Here is a 24,853-nt window from a genome sequence, read left to right as displayed (position 1 = left end):
GATACGGTTGAGCACGCTGCTCAGCTCCTATCGCTGATGGCTCGGTCCCCCGACATCGCCCGTCGTGGGGGCCGCTTTGCGTACGACCGCCCAAAGGGTGCGGCCGTTCAAGCTGGTGGCGTGAAGCCCGAATCGATCGGCCTCCGCCAGCACTTCCAGGACCTCCCGCCATGACTCGGCGGAGAGCGATTCCGGCACCTCCGCCTCGACCGACGTGCACCGGTCGCGCTCTTCCACACGCGTGATGAGCCCGACCGCCGATAACCGGGCGGCGATGGCCTCCGCGCTCACTCGCGAAGCGGGCACAGGGAAGCCTCCGTCACTCGGCGATCACTTTGAGTGAAGCTAGTTAACTAGATTAGAGCTAGTGGACTAGATTTTCCATATGCCTGAGCAGCCGCCCTATCTCCGCATCGCCGACGAGCTACGGCAGCGGATCGCGGAGCACATGTGGGAACCGGGGGACCGGCTGCCCTCCCGCGCGCAGATCGGCCAGGAGTGCGGCGTAGGCGAGAACGTCGTCCGCAGGGCCCAAGAGCTGCTGATCTCGCAAGGCGTGCTGGAGGGCCGGGCCGGTTCGGGCACCTACGTCGCCGAGCCCCGGCAACGCGTACGCGTCGTGCGGTCGTCGGCGCGCGAGCAGCCCGAAGGGTCTCCGTTCCGGGCGGACATGAAGGCCGTCGGCAGGCAGGGCGACTGGGAAAGCAGGACCGACGCCAAGGTGCCGGCCCCGACGAAAATCGCCGCCCGACTCGGCATCGCCGAGGGCGAGCTGTGCGTCCGGACCGCGTACGAGTTCCTGGCCGACGGCAGGCCCGTACAGCTGTCGACCAGTTGGGAGCCATACGACCTCACCGCCGGCACCCTCGTCGTCCTTCCCGAGGGAGGGCCGCACGCCGGGGCAGGCGTCGTGAATCGGATGGCCGCCATCGGTATCACCGTGAGCCATGCCGTAGAGCAGCCCGAGCCCAGGCAGGCGACCGCCGAGGAGGCGTCGCTACTCGGCATCCAGAAGGCCGCTCTCGTCACGCACATCCGGCGGACGTACTACAGCGACCAGGGACGGCCGGTCGAGACAGCTGACATCGTGGTGCCCGCGGCGCACTGCGAGATCGTGTACGAGATTCCGATCAGCCGCGCGTAAGCGACCAGGCGGCAGGTCCCCTCAGGGCATGCCCCCGCCGTGCCCCTTCCGTGCCCGATCGGCCGGGAAATCGCGGGAAACAGCGGTGCTCGGCGGGTAGCGCGTACGGCGACGGCCCCCGACCGTAATGCCTGGTCAGGGGCCGTCAAACACCGCGGTGGGTGTGGGATTTGAACCCACGGTGACTTGCGCCACGACGGTTTTCAAGACCGTTCCCTTAGGCCGCTCGGGCAACCCACCCCTGCGCCGTCCCGGCGGGGGCGGAGCGGGTACAGCCTACCGGCCCCGTCCGCCGCGTGGGGCTCACGTGAGGTGAGGGGGGCGGGCCGCAGCCCAGGCCGCCTCGATCATCGGGAAGATCTCGTCGAGGGCGGCCTCGGGGTCGGGGGCCTCGCGGGACAGCGAGTAGGCGTCGATCACGAACCGCGCCAGGGTGCGGGCGGCGGTTTCGCTCCGGGTCAGGGTGGGGTCGGCGGCGATCGCGGCGGCCAGGGCTTCCGCGTGGCGCAGGCGGACCGAGTCGTCGTACTTCCGCAGGGCGGGGGACGCGTCGATCATGCGCCAGATCGGGGCAGCGCTGTCCGCGGTGCAGTGCCGGACCAGGGCCAGGATCTCGCGGCGCAGCGCCGGCACGAGCGGCTCGTGCGGGGCCCGGTCGGTGACCGCCCGCGTGAGGCGGCGCTCGAAGTCCTCGTCCTGCTCGAAGACCAGGGCCTCCTTCGAGGCGAAGTGGGAGAAGAGCGTCGTGACGGCCACGTCGGCCTCGGCGGCCACGTCACGGATGCCCACCGCGTCGTACCCGCGTTCCAGGAAGAGCCGCAGCGCGGTGTCGGCGATCTTCTGGCGGGTCGCGGCCTTCTTGCGCTCACGTCGGCCCGACTGCTGCACGGTCATGTCCGCAGGCTAGCAGGTACGAAACCGTAACCGTTAGGAAAAGCTAACCGTTAGTGTTACGTTCGGCGGCATGAGGAAAGTGAGCTTCGCCGAGTTCGGCGGTCCGGAAGTTCTGCAACTGGTCGAGGCCGAGGAGCCCCACGCGGGCCCCGGCCGCATACGCGTCGCCGTACGGGCGGCGGGGGTGAATCCCGTCGACTGGCGGATCAGGGAGGGGCAGGTGCTGGGGGCCCACCCAGTCGTGCTGCCCTCCGGGGTCGGGCTGGACGCCGCCGGGGTGGTGGACGAGGTCGGTGAGGGGGTCACCGGGGTCGAGGTCGGGGACCGGGTGTTCGGGGAGGGCGTCGACACCTACGCCGAGTTCGCCGTGCTCGGGGCCTGGGCGCGGATGCCGGAGGGGCTGACCTTCGAGGAGGCCGCCGGGTACCCCTCCGTGGTGGAGACCGCGCTGCGCATCGTGCGCGAGGTCGGTGTACGGCCGGGGCAGACGTTGCTGGTCAGCGGCGCGTCGGGCGGAGTCGGGTCGGCGGTGCTGCAGATCGCCCGCGACCGCGGCATCGGGGTGATCGGTACGGCCGGCGCGGCCAACCAGGACTACCTGCGCGGCCTCGGCGCCCTCGCCACGACGTACGGCGAGGGCTGGGTCGAGCGGGTGCGGCGGCTCGGCGCTGTCGACGCCGCTCTCGACCTGGCCGGTTCGGGTGTGCTCCGCGAGTTGGTCGAGCTGACCGGGAGCCCGGAGAAGGTCGTCAGCATCGCCGATCTCAAGGCTCCCGAGTACGGCGTCCGGTTCTCCGGAGTGGCCGGGAGCGTGCCGGCGGCGCTCGCCGAGGCCGTCGACCTGATCTCGCGCGGGAAGCTCCACATCCCGGTCGAGAAGGCGTACCCACTGGCCGAGGCCGCCGCCGCGCACGTCGACAGCCAGGCCGGTCACACGCGCGGGCGCCGGGTCGTCGTCGTCTGACCCCGCGCGGAGGGCGGTGCCCGTCGCCGCGGCTCGCCCGCCCGCCCCCCCGGACGCACGTCGCCACCGGGGGCGGGTCCCCGGTGGCGACGTGAACGGCCGTGGTGCTGCGGAAGCGGCGTCAGTCGTCGCCGGTCTTCGAGCCCAGGGTGACCTCGGTGGTGTGCTGCTTGCCGCCGCGCTCGTAGGTGACCGTGACCTTGTCGCCGGGCTTGTGGGTCCAGATCTCGCCGATCAGGGTCGGGCCGCTGTCGATGACCCGGTCGTCGAGCTTGGTGATGACGTCACCGGGCTTCAGACCCGCGTCGTCGGCGGGGCCGCCCTGCTCGACGGGGTCCGAGCCGCCCACGCCCTGCTCGGTGAGCTTGGCGCCGCTCGTCGTCTCCTCCAGGGAGACGGAGGCGCCGATCTTCGCGTACACCGGCTTGCCGTTCTTGATGAGCTGCTGGGCGACGAACTCGGCCTGGTTGATGGGGATCGCGAAGCCCAGGCCGATGGAGCCGGCCTGGCCGGTGCCGAAGCCGCCGTTGCTGGTCGACTGGATCGCGGAGTTGATGCCGATGACGTTGCCCTGCGCGTCCAGCAGCGGGCCGCCGGAGTTGCCGGGGTTGATCGACGCGTCGGTCTGCAGGGCGCTCATGTACGACGCCTTGCTGTCGGCGCTGCCGTCGCTGGAGGCCACGGGGCGGTTCTTGGCGCTGATGATGCCCGTGGTCACCGTGTTGGACAGGCCGAACGGGGCGCCGATGGCGATCGTCGAGTCGCCCACGGCCACCTTGTCGGAGTCGCCCAGGGGGAGGGGATTCAGGTCCGAGGGGGCCTTCTCCAGCTTGATGACCGCCACGTCGTAGCCCTGGGCGTGGCCGACCACCTGGGCGTCGTACTTCTTGCCGTCGGGGAAGGTCGCGCTGAGCTTGCCGCCGTCGACCGCCTCCGCCACCACGTGGTTGTTGGTGACGATGTGGCCTTCCTTGTCGAAGACGAACCCGGTGCCGGTGCCGCCCTCGCCGTTGCTTCCCTCGGCCTGGATGGTGACCGTGCTCGGCAGCGCCTTGGCCGCCACACCGGCGACGGTGCCCGCCTCGCGCTTGAGGGAGCCGCCGGTGTCGGAGGCGGAGACCGTGGTGGAGCCGCCCCCGTCGTTGTTCCTGGCCAGGGTGTAGCCGAGGCCGCCGCCCAGGCCGCCCGCGACCAGCGCGGCGATCAGGACACCGGCGACCAGACCGCCCCGCCCGCCGCCCGGCTTCGGGGCGGGCTGCTGGTACGAGGCACCCCAGCCGCCCGCGCCGCCGCCGGAACCGTCGCCGAAGCCTCCGCCGCCGAAGCCGCCGGTGCCGCCGCCTCCGTCGTACACCGGAGGCTGGGCCGGGGTGCCCGGCGGCGGGGGCGGGGGCCACGAGGCGTCGGGAGCCGAGGAGCCGTGAGGTGCCTCGCCGCCCTGGGGTGCCTGGTGCTCCTGGGACACCGGAGCCGGGGTCTGGGGGGTCTGCGGGGCCGAGTGCGACGCGGGAGGCTGGGGGGAGGCAGCGGGAGCATCGACCGGCACAGGGGGTGCGGACGGGGCCGGGGGTACCGCGGTGCCCTCGTTCTCGGTGCTCACAGCTTTTCTCCTCGCTCCACGGCTGGTTGTCGCTCACCCTGGTCGCGCTCAGCCACGCTCACGCGCTGCTCCACGGTCCGGCGCGATACGGATGTGCCGGTGATTTTGTATGGCATCAGCTTTTCCCACGGGCCGTCAGGGCACCATAAGCGGTTGCTGTGGGTCCCCGACGGTCCTTTACATAGGTCATCCAAGACTAAACGGACTCAATGCCGATTCCACCGATGGCACGTCTACCCGCCCGCGGTGGCACCATGACGCGGTGACCCACGCACGACAGCACCGGACTCAGGTCGTCGCCCACCGCGGAGCCTCCGAGGAGGCCCCGGAGCACACCCTGGCCGCGTACCGGAAGGCGATCGAGGACGGGGCGGACGCACTCGAGTGCGATGTCCGCCTGACCGCCGACGGCCACCTCGTCTGCGTCCACGACTGGCGCGTCAACCGTACGTCGAACGGCCGCGGCGCGGTGTCCGCCCTCGAGCTCGCCGACCTCGCCGCCCTGGACTTCGGCGCCCGCCGGACCCGGGAGTTCTGGCGCACGCGCGACGAGCAGCCCGACTGGGAGCACCGGCCCGAGGACCGGGAGGAGACCTCGGTCCTGACCCTGGAACGGCTGCTCCAACTGGTCGCCGACGCGGGACGGCGCGTGGAGCTGGCCATCGAGACCAAGCACCCCACGCGCTGGGCGGGGCAGGTGGAGGAGCGGCTGCTGCTGCTCCTGAAGCGGTTCGGGCTCGATGCCCCGGCCTCGGCCGAGGAGTCCCCGGTGCGGGTGATGAGCTTCTCGGCCCGGTCGCTGCACCGGGTACGGGCCGCCTCGCCGACGCTGCCGACGGTCTATCTGATGCAGTTCATCTCGCCCCGGCTGCGCGACGGACGGTTGCCCGCCGGTGTCCGGATCGCGGGCCCGTCGATCCGGATCGTGCGCAATCACCCCGCGTACGTCGAGCGCCTGAAACAGGCCGGTCACCAGGTGCACGTGTGGACGGTGAACGAGACGGCCGACGTGGACCTCTGCGTCGGCCTGGGCGTGGACGCCGTCATCACCAACCGGCCGCGGGCCGTCCTGGACCACCTGGGCCGCTGATCCGCCGACCGCCCGGCCCGCCGGCCCGTCCGCGGCCGTCGGCCGGCAGCCCGGCCACGCTTCCGGCGACCGGCCGCCGCCCGCTTCCACCCCCCGGCCTCACCGTCCGGATCCAGCCATGCGACTACAGGGAGTGCTCCGGCGCGTTCGGTGCGTGTTCGGTCGTGTCGAATGCGTCACCGGAGGAGGATCGGCCGGTTTCCGGCTCCGAGCGAGGGGGCATCCACTCCGTGGCGTGGGGCAAAGGAGGTCTCGGGGGTGGCGTTGGTGGTGGCACAGGAGGTGCCCACGTCGTCGAGCATGGCCGTGCCCCATGGCCCTGCGGGCGTGGGGCGAGCAAGGCACCGTATGCGTGATCAGTTGCGCAGAAACGGCGTGGCGGAATCGGTCATCGACGACGCTGTACTGGTCCTGTCCGAACTGTTGAGCAATGCCTGCAAGCACGGTCGGCCGCTGGGCGACGCCCTGGCCGGGGACGGCGACGTCCGCGCCGCGTGGCAGGTGGACGCGGGCGGCCGGCTGCTCGTGGAGGTCACGGACGGCGGCGGCCCGACCCGCCCGGCTCCGGCGACCCCCTCGGTCACCGCGCACGGCGGCCGCGGGCTGAACATCATCACGGCGCTCGCCGACGACTGGGGCGTACGGGACGACGCCCGCGGAGAGGTCACGGTCTGGGTCGTCGTCCACGACGACGTGCACGACCCGGACGCCGGGCACCGGCGGGACGACTTCGCCTCCCGCATCTCGGCACCGGCGGTCTCGGAGATCCCCGGCCTGGACTTCGCGGACGCCTTCGACGACCTGGGCTGATCCCCGGGCCGCTCCGGCGGCACGCGCCCGGAGCGGGCCGGGACAGGCGGTACGACCCGGCAGCCGACGGCGAGTTGTCCACAGGCGGCCCCGTCGTCCACAGCTTCCCGTCGGCCGGGGCCGGAGCGGCTAGGCTCGCGCCCGTACGAGTAGAGCCGTAACCGGGAGACACCCACGATGGCCAAGAAGCGACCCCAGACCAAGGCCAAGCGGCCCCAGCTCGACGATGCCGAGGTCCCGGTCGTCGGCGCCCGCGAGCCCTGCCCCTGCGGCAGCGGCCGGCGGTACAAGGCCTGTCACGGCCGGAATGCCGCGCAGGCCACGACCGCGCTGGTGCAGCGCCCGTTCGAGGGGCTGGCCGGCGAGTGCGACTGGGTGGCGCTGCGGGAGCTGGTGCCGGCGGCGACGGTCGAGCTGACCCTGCGGGACGGCCTGCCCGAGGGCGTCCCCTCCGTCACGCTGGCCACGGTGCTGCCGATGGCCTGGCCTGCCCTGCGCCGCGACGACGGCTCGGTCCTGCTCGGCCTGCAGAACGACACGGCGTCGGGCGACATCAGCCGCGACCTCGCCGACACCCTCGCGCGGGCGCTGACCGCCAAGCCGGGCACCCCGGTGCAGGGGCGCCGCGCGCCGGCCGACGGGCCCCGGCTGCAGGACCTGCTCGCACCCGAGGGCGCCTTCGAGCCGGAGGTGCGCTCGGGATTCGAGTTCTGGGTGCCGGACCCGGACAACGCCACACCGGACGTCACCGCCTCCCTGGAGCGGGCCAACGCCGCGGCCATCCCGACCGTCCGGCTGCAGGGCGTCGACGCCGCCTACTGGTGCGAGACGCCGGACAAGAACCACCTGCGGTGGGTCATGCCGCACGAGGAGGAGCGCCTTCTGGACGCCCTTGCCCGGCTGCACGCCGCGGGCGGGTCGTCCCTCGGCGAGGGCACCCGTCTCGTCGGCTCGTTCCGGGCCCACGGGCTCACCGTGCCGGTGTGGGACCTGCCGAGCGGGGTCACCGCCCAGGACATCGAGAAGCCGGCCGCGGAGTTCGCCGAGCGGCTCGCCGAGGCGCTGGCCGCTGAGGCCCCGCTCACGCACGACGAGCGCCGGGCACGCGGTGGTCTGACCAACCGCCAGGTCACGCTCAGCTGACGCACGGCCCCCGGGGCCGCCGCCCCCGCTGACCGACCGGTCAGCCGGAGCGGCGGCCCCGGGCGCGTGATACCGGTCACAACTCCCCCCGAAGACAGGCCAGTCGGTGACCGGAAACAGGAGATCGAATTTGCTAACCGCCGATCTCTTGTTACCGTTCCAGTAGCCCGGTTGCTGGTGCATCCCCCGTCGCCAGCAACCGGGTCTTTCCGTGCGCCGGATCGTGCACTCACCGCAGTCGCCCGTCAACGCGCCGTTTGCACAGGTGAGTTGCTCCCGGCGCCACCGCCGCTCCCGGCCCCTCCACCGCTCCCGGCACGCAGCAGCAGCGGCCCGTACCCGGCCCGGCGCGCGAACTCCGCGACCGCCGTGTACCCCGCCAGTCCGCCCCTGGCCCCGCTCCCGGTGTCCGGCGGCGTCTCGCAGAGGTCCGGCGCGTCCTCGGCGCTCACCGCACAGCGCATCCGCACGCTGCGCCCCTCGGGACCCATGAGGCTCAGTACGGACTCGATCGGGCCGCCGGTGGCGTTGCGGTAGGAGGTACGCGCCCAGGTCTCCGCTCCCCTGGCCAGGACACAGGTCTGCGCCTCTACGCCCGCGGGGGAGGTGAGTTCCGGGCCGCAGCGCGCGGCGAGCGCGGGTCCGGGCGGCAGCGCGGACGGGGCGGGCCCGTCCTCCGCCGTGGCCGGGGACGCGGGCGCCTTGCCGTCACCGCCGCGCGCCAGGAGCGGCACGGTCTCGGGCGACGTCCCGCCCCCGTCACCCGGGGGCCCCGCGGATGCCACGGCGAACGGCAGTACGGCCGCGCACACGACGACGCCCACGAGCCCGTACAGACGGATCCGCGGACGGTCCGGCCCGGCGCGGCGCGACCGGGCGCGGCGCGGTCCGACGGCACGGTGCTCCCCCGCGTGAAGCGGCGCATGAAGCGGCATGGGGCGGACGATAACGGCGCCGAGCGGGCCCGGGCCCGGCGCGCGCCGGACGCCCCCTACAACTCGGGCGCGCTCACACCCGTACGAGTGAGGACGTCGACCACCGCGTCCACCACGGCCTCCACGTCCGGCACCCAGGGCGCGGCGGAGCCGGGCAGCGGCGCCCGCTCCCAGCGGACGGCGCCGGCACCGGTCTCGGACGGGGGCAGTGCCAGGTAGCCGCCCTCGCCGTGGAAGCGCAGGGAGCCGGGGACGAAGTCCTTGGCGTAGAGCAGCTCGCCCAACTGCTCCATGGAGTACGGCCTGACCAGCAGCGCCCAGCGGTGGGGCGAGGCGACGACCGGGCCGAGCCGCATCCCGGCGCGGTCGAGCGCGGCGAGCGCGCGGGCCGCCGGCAGGGCGGGCAGGGAGACGGCGCACGGGGCGGCGCCCCCGGTGGCCAGGACGATCGGGGCGGCCGGCCGGTTGGCCCACCACCAGCGCACCATGCGGCCGTCGGTGGTCGCCGCGAGGAGACCGGGGTCGAAGGGATGCGCGCCCGGCACCGTGCACTCGGGGTCGGGGCAGGCGCAGCGCGACCGTGCCCGCGGGTCGGCCGCCGCGCCCGGGAGTACGGGCCACTGCCATTGCGTCGCGTAGGTCAGGGCCGCGCCGATCAGCTCAGGCCGCCCGTCGTCGTGCGGGGACAGCAGCCTGCGTCGCCTTCCGAGGATCTCGCGCATGAGCGCTCGTTCCTTTCCGTTGCACGCCTGGCAACACCGTGGTCACTTCACACCATGTGTCGATCACTTCGCTGTGCGTTGCTGGTGGCGCATCACACCCCTGCCGGGAAACGCCCCCGCGGGGGGATCCCCGGGAACACCTCCGCCAAGGGCAAGGGAAACCCCTGTGGGTCGAGCACTGACTGCGTCCGTGACGGTCCGGCCACCGCGTCTGTCACAAGCATGGGAGTGGCGCGGGGGTGGCGAAGTATGGCGTTTGTCGTCGCGCGTATTTCTCTCCGCCTCCGCCACGGGAGGATGGGGCACGGTCGTCGGTGGATAGGACGCCCGGGTCCGTCGCCAGGTTCCCAGGTGGCCCCCAACCACCCCCGGCCTTCTCCGAGTACGTACCCATCACGACCGCTGTGACGCTCCGTGAAGCACCCCCAGTCGACCGCAACAAGCCGTCCTCTGGGGCAGTTTCAAGCCAATTTCGCATTTCCGCAAGAGGTCGAGGAGGAGTCCGCTCCCACCTCACGGACACCAGGAATCCCCGCAGGACAATGCTGGACATCCCCTTACGAGTGCGTGTACATGTGGAGACACTGCCGGCGGCGCAGAAGGACATGGGGGTTTGCGATGCTTTTGAGCAGTAAGCGCCGGTCGAACGGCCGGACGCCATGACCGCCCCGCACCCTGCGAAAGTGGCCGGAATCGATTCAACGGTTCCGTCCCCCGCACACACTGTCGCGTCCACCGCCGCGGACACCTCCCCGGCGACCGGACCCCCCACGACGGACGCCGCCGCCGGCGCGGACACCTCCTGCGCCCCCGGCGCCCTGCTCCAGGACCGCCTCGCCGGCTGGGTCTCGGACCTGACGACCCTGCACGAACTGACCGAACGCCTGGTCCGCACGGACACCCTCGCCGACGGCCTCCAGGAACTGCTGCGCGCCGGAGCCGCCCTGGCCGGCGCCCGGCGCGGACTCGTCGTGCTGGAACCGGCCGACGGACTCGGCCCCGACACCACCGTCGGCCTCGGCCTCGCCCGCGCCGACCTCGGCCACATCGAGACCGTGCCCCGCGGGTGCCTGCCCCACGGGCGGATCCTGGACGGACTCCCGGTCGACGAGGACGGCATCGCCGAACCCGACCTGCTCGCCGAGAAGACCCTCGACCCGCGCCACCGCGAGGTCGCCGCCCGCCTCGGCTATGCCGCCAGCTACACCCTCCCCCTCCGCGCCGAGGACACCGGGCGCCTCGGCGCCGCCGTGTGGCTCTACGACGAGCCCGCCGAACCGGGCGAGCGGCAGCGCCACCTCGCCGGGCTGTACGCCCGCCACGCCGCGCGGCACCTGACCCGCCTCCTGGAGGTCGAGCGCACCCGCGCCGCCATGGCGACGATGACCGAGGAGCTGCTGCCCTCCCGCCTCCCCCGGGTGCCCGGTGTGCAGCTCGCCGCCCGGCACCGCACCGGTCCGCGCGGCGGGGGCGACTGGTACGACGCGCTGCCGCTGCCGGACGCCGCCCTCGGTCTCGCCGTCGGCTCCGTCACCGGGTCGGGGCCCAGCGCGGTCGCCGCGATGGGCCGGCTGCGCGCCTCGCTGCGGGCGTACGCCGTGATGGAGGGCGAGGACCCGGTCGCCGTCCTGTCCGACCTGGAGCTGCTGCTGCGGCTCACCGAGCCCGCCCGCTCGGCCACCTCGCTGTTCGGCTACTGCGAGCCCGCGCTGCGCCGGATCACCCTCGCCGGTGCCGGGCACAGCCCGCCCCTGCTGATCGGGGAGCGGCGCACGGAGTTCGTCGAGACCTCCCTCTCCGCGCCGCTCGGCATGCTCGCCTGCTGGGAGGCGCCCAGCGTGGAACTGCAGGCCGACCCCGGAGAGACGGTTCTGCTCTACACCGACGGCCTGCTGCACCGCACCGGCGACCCGGCCGACCGCGCCTTCGCCAGGCTGCACGCGGCGGCGGCCGGTGTGCCCCGGGCCGCGCGCCAGGACCCGGACGCGGTCGTCGAGCACGTCCTGCGCACCGTGCTGCCCGGCGGGAAGGCGGAGGCGGACTCCGAGGAGGACGTCGTCCTGCTGGCGGTCCGGTTCGATTAACGGACGCCCCGGCGCTCCTGACGCCCCGCACGTCACGCATAACGGACGGTAGTGCGTTCGCGTAACAGGCCCTTCGCCCCTGGGCCCCCTTCCGTACGACCGTACGATGGACGTGGTCCAGTGCCGTATCTAGGAGGATGACCGTGGCGGAGGAGCTCAACCCGGCAGTATCTGATCTTGCTGCTGACGCAGCGGGCCCGGAGACCGAGACCGAGGAGCCCATCAAGCAGCGCAAGAACGGCCTGTACCCGGGCGTGTCCGACGAACTGGGCGAGAACATGAAGTCCGGCTGGGCCGACACGGAGCTGCGCGACCTGGAGCCGATCGCCCAGGCCGCCGAGACCGCCGCCCGCCGCGCCGCGCTGTCGGCCCGCTTCCCCGGCGAGCGCCTGGTGATCCCCGCGGGCAACCTGAAGACCCGCTCCAACGACACGGAGTACTCCTTCCGCGCCTCGGTCGAGTACGCCTACCTGACCGGCAACCAGACCGAGGACGGCGTCCTCGTCCTGGAGCCCCGGGGCGAGGGCCACACCGCGACGATCTACCTGCTGCCGCGCTCGAACCGCGAGAACGGCGAGTTCTGGCTGAACGGGCAGGGCGAGCTGTGGGTCGGCCGCCGCCACTCCCTCACCGAGGCCGAGAAGCTGTACGGCATCCCCGCCTCCGACGTGCGCGAACTGGCCGACGCCCTGCGCGAGGCCACCGGCCCGGTGCGTGTCGTGCGCGGCTACGACGCCGGCATCGAGGCGGCCCTGGCCGACAAGGTCACCGCCGAGCACGACGAGGAACTGCGCGTCTTCCTCTCCGAGGCCCGCCTGGTCAAGGACGATTTCGAGATCGGCGAGCTGCAGAAGGCCGTCGACTCCACCGTGCGCGGCTTCGAGGACGTCGTGAAGGTCCTCGACAAGGCCGAGGCGACCAGCGAGCGCTACATCGAGGGCACCTTCTTCCTCCGCGCGCGCGTCGAGGGCAACGACGTCGGTTACGGCTCCATCTGCGCCGCGGGACCGCACGCCTGCACCCTGCACTGGGTCCGCAACGACGGCCCGGTCCGCTCCGGCGACCTGCTGCTGCTCGACGCCGGCGTGGAGACGCACACCTACTACACCGCCGACGTCACGCGCACCCTGCCGATCAACGGCCGCTACAGCGAGCTGCAGAAGAAGATCTACGACGCCGTGTACGACGCGCAGGAGGCCGGCATCGCGGCGGTGAAGCCGGGCGCCAAGTACCGCGACTTCCACGACGCCTCCCAGCGCGTGCTGGCCGAGCGGCTCGTCGAGTGGGGTCTGGTCGAGGGTCCCGTCGAGCGCGTCCTCGAGCTGGGCCTGCAGCGGCGCTGGACGCTGCACGGCACCGGTCACATGCTCGGCATGGACGTCCACGACTGCGCCGCGGCGCGCGTGGAGTCGTACGTGGACGGCACGCTGGAGCCCGGCATGGTGCTCACCGTCGAGCCGGGGCTGTACTTCCAGGCCGACGACCTGACCGTGCCCGAGGAGTACCGGGGCATCGGCGTGCGCATCGAGGACGACATCCTCGTCACCGCCGACGGCAACCGGAACCTGTCCGCCGGCCTGCCGCGCCGCTCGGACGAGGTCGAGGAGTGGATGGCCGCGCTGAAGGGCTGACCCGTCGTACGACGGCCGGGCACCGCGTGGTGCCCGGCCGTCGGCGTTCCCGCGCGGCTGTGCCCGTCAGACCGCCACCAGCGGCGCGTTCTCGCGCCACTTGAGGATCTTGTCGAAGCTCACCACGGCACCCGCGCGCCCCGGCGCACTCCCGATGTGGACGTGGTCGGCGAGCTCCCGGATGAGACACAGACCCCGTCCGCTCTCCGCCTCCGGGGCCGCCGGACGGGCCGCCTCCTGCGGACCGCCCGGTGCGGCGGCGGGGAAACCGGGGCCCGTGTCGGCGACCTCGATACGGCACAGTTCGCCGTCGAGGTAGGCCGTGACGCGGTACGCCTCGCCGGGCCCGTCGTCCCCGCCGTGCTCGACGGCGTTGGCGCAGGCCTCGCTCAGCGCGACGGAGAGGTCGAAGGAGATGTCCGGGTCGACGCCCGCGGTCTCCATGGTGCCGATCAGCAGGCGGCGGGCCAGGGGCACGCTCGCAGCCTCGCGCCGCAAATGGAGTGACCACCAGATGCTCATGCTCCAGCCTCCCGGCCGCGGCTCGACATACCGATACGTATTGCCCCTCGCCCCCGGGTGTAAGCACACCGCGGCCGTGACACCGCTCGTCCGGCGGATGCGTCGGTGCCGCCGATCGGTGTATGCGGAGGCGGCACACGACAGAAGGTGACCTTCGGTGCCGTTCCCCACCTTCCGGTCGTACGGCATCTTGTGGACCTGCCGTACGGCGCGGGGGCCGCGGGTGCGATGATGAGCCCGCCATGACTGCCCCCCACCCGCCATCGGCGCGCTCCGGGAACGATCTCCGGATGCTGCGGGCCGCGGTGTTCGCCGCGGTCTGCGTCGTGCTGGCCGCGGCGGGGCACACCCTCGCCTCCTGCGCCAGCGTCGCGCCGTGGTCGCTGGGCGCGGGATTCCTCGGGGCGGTCCTGGTCGCCGTGCCGCTCGCCGGACGCCGGCGTTCGCTGGCCGGCATCGTGACGCTGCTGTCCCTCGGGCAGACCGCGCTGCACATCCTGTTCGGGCTGGGCCAGCACGGCAGCGCCGTCGCCGCCCCGGCCACCGCGTCCGGCGCCGGGACGGGCGCGCTGTCCGACGCCTCGCTGGTCCAGCAGGCCGCACGGCTGGTCTGCGGGACCACCGCGGCGGCGATCAGCCCGACCCAGGCCCAGCGCATCCTCTCCGACGCGCGGATCGCCCCCGACGTCACCACCGGCGCGGCGCACCACCCGGCCGACGCCCTGTCCACCGCCGGCGCCTCCGCCGCGCTGCTGCCGTCCCTGCCGATGCTGCTCGGCCACGTCCTCGCGGCCCTCGCCGCGGGCTGGCTGCTGCGCCGCGGGGACCTGGCGCTGGCCCGGCTCGTCGAACTGTCGGCGCACTCGGCCCACTGCGTGGCCGAAGCGGCGTTCGTACGCGCCCTGCGCGCCGCGCTCTTCCTGGTGCGCGCCCTGCACGCCGGGCTGGCCGGTGCCCCGGGCACGGGCCCGCGTCCGCCGCGCCCCGCTCTGTGGGTGCCGCCGCGGCCCCGGACCACCGCGCTCCAGCACACGGTCATCAGGCGTGGTCCGCCGAGCGACGCGTTCGCCCTCGCCGCCTGACACGACGCGACCACCGTTCCGCCTCGCGGGAGAGGCCGCCGTCGTGCGGCACGCGCGCGTGCGCGCATCCCTCCTGTCATCCGGCACCGGCCGAGCGCCGGTGTCCACACGAAGCGGAGTACTCCGTCCATGAAGGCTTCCCGTATCGCCGCCGCCGGCGCCGTGTCCGGCCTCGCCGTCCTCGCCCTGTCCGCCCCCGCCTTCGCCCACGTCGGCGTGCAGCCGGAGGGCGCGGCCGCCAAGGGCGGTTACGCGGTCGTCGACTTCAAGGTCCCCAACGAGCGCGACAACGCCTCCACCACCAAGCTGGAGGTCACCTTCCCCACCGACCACCCGCTGGCGTCCGTGATGCCGCAGCCGGTGCCGGGCTGGACGTCCGAGGTCACCAAGGCCAAGCCGGCCAAGCCGCTGGAGTCGCACGGCAAGCAGATCACCGAGGTCGTCACCAAGGTGACCTGGACGGCCGACGGCAAGGGTGTCGAGCCCGGCTACTTCCAGAAGTTCCCGGTCTCCCTCGGCGCGCTGCCCGAGGACGCCGACCAGCTGGTCTTCAAGGCGGTCCAGACGTACTCCAACAAGGAGGTCGTGCGCTGGATCGAGGTGCCGCAGGAGGGCCAGGAGGAGCCCGACACCCCGGCGCCCGTGCTCAAGCTGACCGCGGCCGAGGACGACGCCCACGGCGCCTCGGGCGCCTCGGACGCGAAGGCCGACGACACCGAGGCCGCCGCGAAGAACACCGCCGCCGACTCCACCTCGTCGGACTCCGGCTCCGGCACTGACACCACCGCCCGGGTCCTCGGCGTCGTCGGCATCGTCGTCGGTGCGGCGGGCGTCGGCTACGGCGTGCTGGCCGGCCGTCGGCGCACCTCCGGCGCGGCGTAACAGCGCCCGTGCCGGTGCGTCGGCGTGACCTCGCCGGCGCATCATCTCGTCCGGTGCGCGCCGGGCACCACCTCCGTCGGTCCGTCCGACGGGGCCCGGCGCGCACCGGAGCACCTCACATCTGGGACATTTTTCTATGCGCAAGAAGACGTTCGCCCTGGCCGCCGTGCTCGCCGCCGCCTGTCTGACCCTGTCCGCCTGCGGCGGCGGCGCCGACAGCGACAAGCCCGTGACCGTGGTCTCCGAGGACAGCAGCCGACAGGCCGCCACCGTCCTCGACAAGCCCTTCGAGAAGCCCGACCTGGTCCTCACCGACACCCGGGGCAAGAAGTACGACCTGCGCGAGCAGACCGCCGGCAAGCCCACCCTGATCTACTTCGGCTACACCCACTGCCCCGACGTCTGCCCGCTCACGATGAACAACGTCGCCGTGGCCAAGAAGCAGCTCTCCCAGGCGGAGCAGGACGGGCTGCGGGTCGTGTTCGTCACCACCGACCCCGAGCGCGACACCCCGGCCGCGCTCGGCAAGTGGCTCAAGGGCATCGACCCGCAGATCGTGGGCCTGACCGGCGACTTCGACACCATCCAGGCGGGCGCCCGCACCCTCGGCATCTCGATCGACCCGCCGACCAAGGACAAGGACGGCAAGGTCGTCTCGACCCACGGCACCCAGGTCGTCGCCTTCTCCCCGAAGTCCGACGCGGGCTACGTCCTGTACGGCGAGGACGCCACGGTCGACGACTACACCAAGGACCTCCCCAAGCTGATCAAGGGGGAGAACCCGTGAGGCGCCCCGTGCTCGCGGCCGTCGCGGTGGCCGGTGCCCTGGTCCTCGCGGGCTGCGGCGGCTCGGACTCGGGCTCCGCGGCCTCCGGCGCCGAACTCTCCGTCGACGCCGCCTACATACCGCAGCCCGTCTCCGACTCCATGGCGGCCGGGTTCCTCACGATCACCAACGAGGGCGACGCCGCGGACCAACTGACCTCCGTCACCAGCGAGGCCGGCGAGGTCACCGTGCACGAGACCGTCGGCGGAACCATGAAGGAGGTCGACCGTCTCGAGGTCCCCGCCCACGGCCAACTCGTGTTCAAGAGCGGCGGAAACCACCTGATGTTCGAGAAGCTGAAGCACCGGCCGAAGCAGGGACAGTCCGTCGCCGTCGAACTGCACTTCGCCCACTCCGACCCCGTCACGGTCAAGATGCCCGTGAAGGCGGCCACCTACCAGCCGACCACCGGACACTCCGGGCACACCGAAGACTCCGGACACTGAGGGAGGGACCACCTTGACGCAGACCATCGCCCCGCGCGTCCGGACCCTGGTGCTGCTGCTCCTGGCCGCGGCCTGCGCACTGCTGGCCGCCGCCGGACCGGCCTCCGCGCACGCCGCGCTGACCGGCAGCGACCCCCGGCAGGGGGCGGTGGTCGACAAGGCTCCGGCCCAGGTGTCGCTCACCTTCTCCGAGTCGGTCTCCATGGACGACGACTCGCTGCGCGTCCTCGACCCCAAGGGCAAGCGCGTCGACGACGGCAGCCCGTCCGGCACCGGCGGCACGACGTACTCCGTGAAACTCCACGCCGGGCTGCCCGACGGCACCTACACGGTGACCTACCAGGTCGTCTCCGCCGACAGCCACCCGGTCGCCGGCGCCTACACCTTCTCCGTCGGCGCCCCCTCCGAGACGTCGGTGTCCGTCTCCGCGCAGGCGGCGGGCGGCGGGTTCGTCGGCGGGCTGTACGGCGTCGGACGGTACGTGTCGTACGCCGCCTTCGCCGTCCTGGTGGGCGGCGCCGCCTTCGTGCTCGCCTGCTGGCCGCGCGGCTCCGGGGTGCGCGTCGTGCAGCGGCTCGTCGTCTCCGGCTGGCTCGCGCTGACCGCCGCCACCCTCCTGCTCCTGCTGCTGCGCGGCTCCTACACCGGCTCCGGGAAGGTCGCCGACGTCTTCGACCTGGGCCTGCTCGGCGAGGTGCTGCAGACCAAGTCCGGCGCCGCGCTGGTCTCCCGGCTGCTGCTGCTCGCGGCGGCCGCGCTGTTCATCGCCGTGCTCTTCGGCGCGTACGACAAGAGGGACGACGAGGAGAGGCGGGACCTCACCTTCGGGCTGGCGGTCGGCGGCAGTGTCGTGGCGGTGGGCCTCGCGGCGACCTGGGCCATGTCCGAGCACGCCTCCGTCGGCCTCCAGGCCGGCCTCGCCATGCCCGTCGACGTCGTCCACCTGATCGCCGTCGCGACCTGGCTCGGCGGTCTCACCGCGCTGCTCGTCGCCCTGTACCGCGGCCCGGCGGACACACCGGTGCCCACCGTCGCCGTACGCCGGTTCTCGCGGCTCGCCTTCGGAAGCGTGGTCGCGCTGGTGGCGACCGGCGCCTACCAGTCCTGGCGCCAGCTCGGCTCGTGGACGGCCTTCACCGACACCCGGTACGGGCAACTGCTCCTCGTCAAGATCGGGCTCGTGGTGGTGCTCGTCGGCGTCGCGTACTTCTCCCGGCGGTGGACGGCGCGGTTGGCGGATGCGGTGCCGGTCGTCGCCGGGCAGCGGAAGAAGGAAGCCGCGGTCCCGCCGGGCGGTGGCAAGGGCGACAAAGTGAAGGCCTCGCAGAAGAGCGGAGCCGCAGGAAAGAACGGGGCCGGGGGGAAGAACGGAGCCGGGGGCAGGACCGGGGCCGCGGGGAAGGGCGGGGCGGGAGCCGCTGAGCGGGCCGGAGCTGCGCGGCAGGCCAAGGCCGGCGGAAAGGCGTCCGGCGCGGGGAAGGGCTCCGGGGAGTCGCAGCGCGCCGCGCAGCTCGCCCGGCAGCGCGCGGCCGTGGACGCCGCCCGGCAGAAACGGCAACGGGATGCCGACCCGCACCGCTTCGGACTGCGCCGCTCCGTGCTCGCCGAGGCGGGCGTCGCCGTCGTCCTTCTCGTGGTGACCACCGTCCTGACCCAGACCGAGCCGGGCCGCACCGAGGAGGAGGCCAAGGCGGCCGGAGCGTCCTCCGCCGCCAACGCGGTCCCCGCCACCGGCGCGGTGACCCTGGACATGCCCTTCGACACCGGCGGCCAGAACGGCAAGGGCGTCGTCCGGGTCGAGCTCGACCCCGCCCGGGTCGGCGCCAACGACCTGCACCTCTACGTCGAGCGCCCGGACGGGACCGCCTTCGACATCCCCGAGGTGAAGGTGGCCCTCACCCAGAAGGCCAAGGACATCGGGCCCCTGCCCGTCGCCCCCGACCACATCACCACCGGCCACTGGTCGGCGAGCGGAGTACAGATCCCGATGGCCGGAGACTGGGAAGTCGCCGTCACCGTACGGACCTCCGACATCGACCAGGTGACCCTCTCCAAGAACGCGCAGATCGGCTGAACCGCACCATGGCTGACCACTCCACCCCGGAGGCCCACAACCCCGAGACGACCCGCGAGGGCCTCTCGCGGCGCCGGCTGCTCGGCACCGCCGGTGCCACCGGGCTCGTCCTCGGCGCGGCGGGCGCCGCCGCGGGCTACGCCGCCGCGCCCTCCGCCGCCGCCACGCCCCTCACCTCGCTCGGCAGCGAGCGGGCGATGTTTCACGGGAAACATCAGCCCGGCATCACCACGCCCCTGCAGGCCCGCGGGCACCTCGTCGCCTTCGACCTCGCGGCGGGCGCCGGCCGCAAGGAGGCAGCCGCGCTGCTGCGCCGCTGGTCGGACACGGCCCGTCGGCTGATGGCGGGCGAGCCGGCCGGGAGCCGGGACACCGACGTGGCCCGGGACGCCGGTCCCTCCTCGCTGACCGTCACCTTCGGCTTCGGCCACAGTTTCTTCGGCCGCACCGGACTGGAGAAGCAGCGCCCGGCCGCGCTCGACCCGCTCCCCGACTTCTCCTCCGACCACCTCGACAAGAACCGCAGCAACGGCGACCTGTGGGTGCAGATCGGCGCCGACGACGCCCTGGTGGCCTTCCACGCCCTGCGCGCGATCCAACGGGACGCGGGGACGGCCGCCCGTGTCCGCTGGCAGATGAACGGCTTCAACCGTTCGCCCGGCGCCACCGCCCACCCCATGACCGCCCGCAACCTCATGGGCCAGGTCGACGGCACCCGCAACCCGAAGCCCGCCGACGCCGACTTCGACGAGCGCGTCTTCGTTCCCGAGGAGTCCGGGTCCGGGAAGGGCGGGCCGGCCTGGATGGCGAACGGCTCCTACGTCGTCGTACGCCGCATCCGCATGCTCCTCGACGACTGGGAGAAGCTGTCGCTCAAGGCGCAGGAAGAGGTCATCGGGCGTCGCAAGTCCGACGGGGCGCCGCTGTCCGCAGGGAGCGACGCGACCGAGACGACCGAGATGGACCTGGAGAAGACCGACGGGTCGGGGAAGCTCGTCGTCCCGATCAACGCCCACGCCCGGATCACCCGCCCCGACCAGAACGGCGGCGCGGCGATGGTGCGCCGGCCCTTCTCGTACCACGACGGCTTCGACGCCGACGGCGTTCCGGACGCCGGCCTGCTCTTCATCTGCTGGCAGGCCGATCCGCTGCGGGGGTTCGTGCCCGTGCAGCGCAAGCTGGACCGGGGCGACGCGCTGTCGCAGTTCATCCGGCACGAGGCGAGCGGTCTGTTCGCGGTGCCGGGTGGTGCCGCGGAGGGAGAGTACGTGGGACAGCGGCTCCTGGAGGGGTGAAACCGGCGGCGCGTCACCCCGGCGAGGGGTGGTGCGAGACGCGTGGGCCCGGGTGCCCCCGGGCCCATTAGGGTGAGGACATGCCAGCCAGTTACGCGTATCTCGGCCCTGAAGGCACCTTCACCGAAGTCGCCCTGCGCACCCTCCCGGAGACGGCGACCCGGGAACTGGTCCCGTACGTCTCCGTGCAGTCCGCGCTCGACGCGGTGCGCACCGGCGAGGCGGAGGCGGCCTTCGTGCCGATCGAGAACTCCGTCGAGGGCGGCATCACCACCACCCTGGACGAGCTGGTCGCCGGCCAGCCGCTGATGATCTACCGCGAAGTGCTGCTCTCCATCACCTTCGCGCTGCTGGTCCGGCCCGGCACCAAGCTGTCGGACATCAAGACGGTCACCGCCCATCCGGCCGCCCAGCCCCAGGTGCGCAACTGGCTCAAGGCGCACCTGCCGGACGTCGCCTGGGAGTCGGCCGCCTCCAACGCGGACGGCGCCCGCCTGGTGCAGGAGGGCCGGTACGACGCGGCCTTCGCCGGTGAGTTCGCCGCGGAGCGCTACGGCCTGGAGGTGCTGGAGGCCGACATCCACGACGCGGAGAACGCCCAGACGCGCTTCGTGCTGGTGGGCAGGCCGGCCCGGCCCGCGGCACCGACCGGCGCGGACAAGACCTCCGTCGTGCTGTGGCAGCGCGACGACCACCCCGGCGGCCTGCGTGATCTGCTGGGCGAGTTCGCCACCCGGGGCATCAACCTCATGCTGCTGCAGTCCCGGCCCACCGGTGCCGGTATCGGCAACTACTGCTTCTGCATCGACGCCGAGGGGCACATCTCCGACCGGCGGGTGGCCGACGCGCTGATGGGCCTGAAGCGGACCTGCCTCCAGGTGCGCTACCTCGGGTCGTACCCGCGTGCGGAGGTCGGGCCGGCGGACCTGGACGCACTGCGGCCGGGCACGTCCGACGAGGCGTTCGTGGCGGCGGCGGACTGGGTGGCGCGCTGCCAGGACGGCCGGTTCTGACCGCCGGACCAATCGGCTTGCGGCCGCCGGACCTATCGGCTGATTTTCGCCGCCTCTCGTTGTCCACAGAAGTTATCCACAGGTCCGCTTCTCGACCTGGGGACAAGTCGACAACGAAGCGGCATTCAGTCGACAAATCACCCTACGACACCCCACTTCGCCCACAGAGGTGCAGGTCACCCTTCGTCCACCTGTTTCTTGCCCGCCATCCTCCGGAGTGACACCGGGCGTCCCCTTTCCACTCGAAAGGGGAGCCCTGGAGGGTTTGGACCGGCCACTCACAGCAATGGGGAATGATCGCTTCCGTGAGTCCACAGATCTTTCGCACACCCTGTGGATAACTTTTCCGAGCTGTGGATTGCTGTGGACGGACCCGGCCCCAAGTCCCGTTCTCCACAAGGGGATCCGGTCAACGTGATGCCCCCGAGGCGTCTCGTTCCGGGGAAGCGGGCAACGCCTCATTGACCGGTCGCGCTGAAGGCGGGGCCCCGTCCGGCAATAGTGGGTCGAGAGCCGGTACCGCGCACCGGTAGCCTTGACCGCGTGATTGACCTTCGCCTGCTCCGTGAGGACCCCGACCGTGTGCGCGCGTCGCAGCGCGCCCGTGGAGAGGACGTCGCGCTCGTCGACTCCCTCCTGTCCGCCGACGAACGGCGCAGGTCGTCCGGCGTCCGCTTCGACGAGCTGCGCGCCGAGCAGAAGGGCCTCGGCAAGCTGATCGGCAGGGCCACCGGGGACGAGAAGGCCGAGCTGCTCAAGCGGGCCGAACAGCTCAAGACCGACGTCAAGGCCGCCGACACCGAACGCGACGCGGCCGACGCCGAGACCCAGGAACTGCTCCAGCGGCTCGGCAACCTCGTCCACCCCGACGTGCCCGTCGGCGGCGAGGAGGACTTCGTCACGCTGGAGACGCACGGCACGCACCGCGACTTCGCCGCCGAGGGCTTCGAGCCCAGGGACCACCTGGAACTGGGCCAGTTGCTCGGCGCCATCGACGTGGAGCGCGGCGCCAAGGTCTCCGGCTCGCGCTTCTACTTCCTGACCGGCGTGGGCGCCCTCCTGGAGCTCGCCCTGGTCAACGCGGCGATCGCGCAGGCCACGGCGGCCGGCTTCACGCCGATGCTGACCCCGGCGCTGGTGCGCCCGCAGTCGATGGCCGGCACCGGCTTCCTCGGCCAGGCCGCCCAGGACGTCTACCACCTCGACAAGGACGACCTGTACCTGGTCGGCACGTCCGAGGTGCCGCTCGCCGCCTACCACATGGACGAGATCCTGGACGCCGAGCGCCTGCCGCTGCGCTACGCGGGCTTCTCGCCCTGCTTCCGCCGCGAGGCGGGCTCGCACGGCAAGGACACCCGGGGCATCTTCCGCGTGCACCAGTTCGACAAGGTCGAGATGTTCTCCTACGTCCTCCCCGAGGACTCGCAGGCCGAGCACCAGCGCCTGCTGGAGTGGGAGAAGCAGTGGCTGACGTCGCTGGAACTGCCGTTCCGGGTGATCGACGTGGCCTCGGCCGACCTCGGCTCCTCGGCCGCGCGCAAGTACGACTGCGAGGCGTGGATCCCGACCCAGGGCAAGTACCGCGAGCTGACCTCGACCTCGGACTGCACCGAGTTCCAGTCCCGTCGGCTGTCGATCCGCGTCCGTGAGGGCAAGAAGGTGCGTCCGCTGGCCACGCTCAACGGCACGCTGTGCGCCGTCCCGCGCACCATCGTGGCGATCCTGGAGAACCACCAGCAGGCCGACGGTTCGGTCCGCGTGCCCGAGGTGCTGCGCCCCTACCTGGGCGGCCGGGAGGTCCTGGAGCCGGTGGCCAAGTGACCGACACCGGCACCGCCGCGGTCCCCGGCACCGGCCCCGCCGGGGACTTTCCCTACCGGCTGATCGCGACCGACCTCGACGGCACGCTGCTGCGCGGCGACGACACGATCTCGCGGCGCACCCGTGACGCACTCGCCGCCGCCACCGCGGCGGGCGCGGCCCACATCGTGGTCACCGGGCGGGCGGTGCCGTGGACCCGGCACATCCTGGACGACCTCGGCTACGACGGGCTCGCCGTCTGCGGCCAGGGCGCGCAGGTCTACCACGCCGGGGAGCACAGGCTGCTGACCTCGGTCACCCTGGACCGGCAACTGGCCGGGGTGGCACTGGCCAAGATCGAGGCGGAGACCGGCCCGCTGTACCTGGCGGCGAGCCGGGACGGTCTGGACGGCGACGTCCTGGTCGGCCCGGGGTACGAGGTCGGGGGCGACCTTCCCGCGCTGCCCTTCACCGACGCCTCGGACCTGTGGTCGGCGCCGCTGAACAAGATCTACATCCAGCACCCGACCCTGTCGGACGACGAACTGGCCGAGGTGGCCCGGCAGGCCGCCGGCGGCTTCGTCACGGTGACCATGGCCGGCGCGGGCGTCGTCGAACTGCTCCCCCTCGGCCTGTCCAAGGCCACCGGCCTGTCGCTGGCGGCACGCCGGCTCGGACTGAAGGCCGCGGACACCATCGCGTTCGGCGACATGCCCAACGACGTCCCGATGTTCGGCTGGGCGGCCCGGGGCGTGGCCATGGCCAACGCCCACGAGGAGCTGAAGGCGGTCGCCGACGAGGTGACGTCCTCCAACGACGAGGACGGCATCGCGGTGGTGCTGGAGCGCCTGTCGGCCTGACCCGGGCCCCGGCCCCAGGGTCCCGGCCCGGGATCGGAAGACGGCTCGGGGGCCGGCACCTCGTCGGAACCCTGCCGCACGGTCCGGACAGCGTCGGCGTCCCCGTCGGTCGGCCCACGCGGGGCATCCCGCGTGCTCGAAGCGGCCTTCCGTTGCGCCGACGCCGTCCGGCCTCGTGCATCCCCCACAGTGCCCCGGCGGAAAGCCGGGCGCCACCGATTAAAAGGGGACGTAGGCCGCGTTACCGACGGCTCGCGTGCCACCGTGTCCGGCACGGACTCCGTGCCCAGGTCCGGGCGCCTCGCTCACTCCTCCCCGGCGAGGGTCAGGGACCGCAGCTTCTGGCCGGCGTACCAGGTGGCGAGCACGGTCACCGCGACGAGCAGCACCGTCGCGGTGGGCAGGCCGACGTCCGAGGTCACCAGGTTCCCGTCGGCGACCTTCTCGGCCACCGCCAGCGACCACTGCTGGACGCTCAGCGTGCGGGCCCCCGGCACCAGCGAGCCGAACAGGGCCTCCCACACCAGGGCGTAGACGAGCCCGAAGACCACCGCGTGCCGGGACACGGTGCCCAGCAGCAGGAACAGCGCGGCGTAGGCGATGGAGGCGACCAGCGTGGCGATCGTGTAGGCGACGGCCACCTGCTGGCCGTTGCCGTTGAGGATCAGACCGGCGAGGAGGGTGGGCACGGCGGAGAAGACCATCGTCACGGCTATGGCGACGATCAGCTTGGTGAAGATGATCGTCGGCCGCTTGATCGGCTTGGACAGCAGGTAGACCACCGAGCCGTCGTCGATCTCGGGGCCGATGGCGCCGGTGCCCGCGATGACGCCGATGATCGGCACCATGGTGGCGAGGGCGAAGCCGCCCAGCACGTCCGCGGCGGTCTGGTCGTCGGCCCCGGCCAGCGCCCGCACCGCGACGGCGATGACGAGCAGCAGCAGGGGGAGCGCGCCGAGGATGAGGGCCCGGCGGCGGCCGAGCAGGGCCCGGTAGGTGAGCCGGGCGACTGTGGGGTCGTACATTCTTCGGCCTC

General features: G+C 72.7%; 23 protein-coding genes and 1 tRNA gene. 16 read left to right on the top strand and 8 right to left on the bottom strand.

The window, feature by feature from the left end:
* Positions 1–27: 27 nt before the first annotated feature.
* The gene (locus Sdi02f_RS36485; protein ID WP_108933717.1) at positions 28–306 is read right to left on the bottom strand and encodes a hypothetical protein; all 279 of its coding nucleotides are present in this window, start codon (positions 304–306) and stop codon (positions 28–30) included.
* A gap of 79 nt (positions 307–385) precedes the next feature.
* On the opposite strand from Sdi02f_RS36485, the gene Sdi02f_RS19180 reads away from it, so the two are divergent.
* Complete coding sequence (locus Sdi02f_RS19180; RefSeq protein WP_108933716.1) at positions 386–1,144, top strand: GntR family transcriptional regulator; 759 nt, start codon at positions 386–388, stop codon at positions 1,142–1,144.
* A gap of 155 nt (positions 1,145–1,299) precedes the next feature.
* On the opposite strand, the gene Sdi02f_RS19175 is transcribed toward Sdi02f_RS19180, so the two are convergent.
* Together Sdi02f_RS19175 and Sdi02f_RS19170 are read right to left on the bottom strand one after the other, a co-directional pair.
* Positions 1,300–1,384: transfer RNA gene (locus Sdi02f_RS19175), tRNA-Ser, on the bottom strand.
* 63 nt (positions 1,385–1,447) lie between these two features.
* A complete protein-coding gene (locus Sdi02f_RS19170; RefSeq protein ID WP_108933715.1) occupies positions 1,448–2,038 on the bottom strand; it encodes a TetR/AcrR family transcriptional regulator in 591 nt (196 codons plus the stop codon).
* 70 nt (positions 2,039–2,108) lie between these two features.
* Here Sdi02f_RS19170 and Sdi02f_RS19165 point away from each other — a divergent pair, with 70 nt between their 5' ends.
* Positions 2,109–3,002: an NADP-dependent oxidoreductase gene (locus tag Sdi02f_RS19165; protein ID WP_053662783.1), complete on the top strand. Its 894-nt coding sequence runs from the start codon at positions 2,109–2,111 to the stop codon at positions 3,000–3,002.
* A gap of 121 nt (positions 3,003–3,123) precedes the next feature.
* Here the strand turns inward: Sdi02f_RS19165 and Sdi02f_RS19160 are convergent, their stop codons facing one another.
* Positions 3,124–4,602 (bottom strand): S1C family serine protease, encoded by a 1,479-nt coding sequence (locus tag Sdi02f_RS19160; RefSeq protein WP_108933714.1) that lies wholly within the window; start codon positions 4,600–4,602, stop codon positions 3,124–3,126.
* A gap of 262 nt (positions 4,603–4,864) precedes the next feature.
* On the opposite strand from Sdi02f_RS19160, the gene Sdi02f_RS19155 reads away from it, so the two are divergent.
* The 3 genes from Sdi02f_RS19155 to Sdi02f_RS19145 all read left to right on the top strand — a co-directional run bounded on the left by Sdi02f_RS19155 (position 4,865) and on the right by Sdi02f_RS19145 (position 7,645).
* Positions 4,865–5,692, top strand: coding sequence for a glycerophosphodiester phosphodiesterase (locus tag Sdi02f_RS19155; protein ID WP_030403141.1), 828 nt, complete (start codon positions 4,865–4,867; stop codon positions 5,690–5,692).
* Between the two features lie 171 nt (positions 5,693–5,863).
* Positions 5,864–6,502: an ATP-binding protein gene (locus Sdi02f_RS19150; protein WP_037799068.1), complete on the top strand. Its 639-nt coding sequence runs from the start codon at positions 5,864–5,866 to the stop codon at positions 6,500–6,502.
* A gap of 177 nt (positions 6,503–6,679) precedes the next feature.
* Complete coding sequence (locus tag Sdi02f_RS19145; RefSeq protein ID WP_030403139.1) at positions 6,680–7,645, top strand: DUF5926 family protein; 966 nt, start codon at positions 6,680–6,682, stop codon at positions 7,643–7,645.
* 245 nt (positions 7,646–7,890) lie between these two features.
* On the opposite strand, the gene Sdi02f_RS19140 is transcribed toward Sdi02f_RS19145, so the two are convergent.
* Together Sdi02f_RS19140 and Sdi02f_RS19135 are read right to left on the bottom strand one after the other, a co-directional pair.
* On the bottom strand, positions 7,891–8,580 hold the full coding sequence (locus tag Sdi02f_RS19140; protein ID WP_108933713.1) for a hypothetical protein: 690 nt from the start codon (positions 8,578–8,580) through the stop codon (positions 7,891–7,893).
* Between the two features lie 56 nt (positions 8,581–8,636).
* The gene (locus Sdi02f_RS19135) at positions 8,637–9,302 is read right to left on the bottom strand and encodes a bifunctional DNA primase/polymerase (protein ID WP_030403137.1); all 666 of its coding nucleotides are present in this window, start codon (positions 9,300–9,302) and stop codon (positions 8,637–8,639) included.
* Positions 9,303–9,961: 659 nt separating this feature from the next.
* Here Sdi02f_RS19135 and Sdi02f_RS19130 point away from each other — a divergent pair.
* Both Sdi02f_RS19130 and Sdi02f_RS19125 read left to right on the top strand, forming a co-directional pair.
* Positions 9,962–11,386, top strand: coding sequence for a PP2C family protein-serine/threonine phosphatase (locus tag Sdi02f_RS19130; RefSeq protein WP_030403136.1), 1,425 nt, complete (start codon positions 9,962–9,964; stop codon positions 11,384–11,386).
* Positions 11,387–11,529: 143 nt separating this feature from the next.
* Entirely contained in the window at positions 11,530–13,017 is a 1,488-nt protein-coding gene (locus tag Sdi02f_RS19125; protein ID WP_167458202.1) for an aminopeptidase P family protein, read from the top strand.
* A 66-nt stretch (positions 13,018–13,083) separates the two neighbouring features.
* Here the strand turns inward: Sdi02f_RS19125 and Sdi02f_RS19120 are convergent, their stop codons facing one another.
* Positions 13,084–13,539 (bottom strand): ATP-binding protein, encoded by a 456-nt coding sequence (locus Sdi02f_RS19120; RefSeq protein ID WP_030403134.1) that lies wholly within the window; start codon positions 13,537–13,539, stop codon positions 13,084–13,086.
* Positions 13,540–13,781: 242 nt separating this feature from the next.
* Here Sdi02f_RS19120 and Sdi02f_RS19115 point away from each other — a divergent pair, with 242 nt between their 5' ends.
* From Sdi02f_RS19115 to Sdi02f_RS19075, 9 genes are all read left to right on the top strand, one after another.
* A complete protein-coding gene (locus Sdi02f_RS19115; protein WP_053662779.1) occupies positions 13,782–14,621 on the top strand; it encodes a hypothetical protein in 840 nt (279 codons plus the stop codon).
* A gap of 129 nt (positions 14,622–14,750) precedes the next feature.
* Complete coding sequence (locus Sdi02f_RS19110) at positions 14,751–15,503, top strand: YcnI family copper-binding membrane protein (protein WP_108933711.1); 753 nt, start codon at positions 14,751–14,753, stop codon at positions 15,501–15,503.
* Between the two features lie 136 nt (positions 15,504–15,639).
* Positions 15,640–16,290 (top strand): SCO family protein, encoded by a 651-nt coding sequence (locus tag Sdi02f_RS19105; protein ID WP_030403131.1) that lies wholly within the window; start codon positions 15,640–15,642, stop codon positions 16,288–16,290.
* Entirely contained in the window at positions 16,287–16,775 is a 489-nt protein-coding gene (locus Sdi02f_RS19100; protein WP_108933710.1) for a copper chaperone PCu(A)C, read from the top strand. Before Sdi02f_RS19105 ends, Sdi02f_RS19100 begins: the two co-directional genes overlap by 4 nt.
* 13 nt (positions 16,776–16,788) lie before the next feature.
* The gene (locus Sdi02f_RS19095) at positions 16,789–18,849 is read left to right on the top strand and encodes a copper resistance CopC/CopD family protein (RefSeq protein ID WP_108933709.1); all 2,061 of its coding nucleotides are present in this window, start codon (positions 16,789–16,791) and stop codon (positions 18,847–18,849) included.
* Between the two features lie 8 nt (positions 18,850–18,857).
* Positions 18,858–20,144 (top strand): iron uptake transporter deferrochelatase/peroxidase subunit, encoded by a 1,287-nt coding sequence (gene efeB / locus Sdi02f_RS19090; protein WP_108933708.1) that lies wholly within the window; start codon positions 18,858–18,860, stop codon positions 20,142–20,144.
* A gap of 80 nt (positions 20,145–20,224) precedes the next feature.
* Positions 20,225–21,157, top strand: coding sequence for a prephenate dehydratase (gene pheA / locus Sdi02f_RS19085; RefSeq protein WP_030403127.1), 933 nt, complete (start codon positions 20,225–20,227; stop codon positions 21,155–21,157).
* 543 nt (positions 21,158–21,700) lie between these two features.
* On the top strand, positions 21,701–22,978 hold the full coding sequence (gene serS / locus Sdi02f_RS19080) for a serine--tRNA ligase (RefSeq protein WP_037799070.1): 1,278 nt from the start codon (positions 21,701–21,703) through the stop codon (positions 22,976–22,978).
* Positions 22,975–23,817, top strand: coding sequence for an HAD family hydrolase (locus Sdi02f_RS19075; protein ID WP_108933707.1), 843 nt, complete (start codon positions 22,975–22,977; stop codon positions 23,815–23,817). The genes serS and Sdi02f_RS19075 overlap by 4 nt, the downstream gene beginning before the upstream one ends.
* Before the next feature lie 305 nt (positions 23,818–24,122).
* Here the strand turns inward: Sdi02f_RS19075 and Sdi02f_RS19070 are convergent, their stop codons facing one another.
* Positions 24,123–24,842: an ABC transporter permease gene (locus Sdi02f_RS19070; RefSeq protein ID WP_030403124.1), complete on the bottom strand. Its 720-nt coding sequence runs from the start codon at positions 24,840–24,842 to the stop codon at positions 24,123–24,125.
* Between the last annotated feature and the right edge of the window lie 11 nt (positions 24,843–24,853).

Origin of the sequence: Streptomyces ardesiacus (genome assembly GCF_003112575.1) — a bacterium.
GTDB classification, from domain to species: Bacteria; Actinomycetota; Actinomycetes; order Streptomycetales; family Streptomycetaceae; genus Streptomyces; species Streptomyces ardesiacus.
This window is presented reverse-complemented; position numbering and strand designations above follow the sequence as displayed.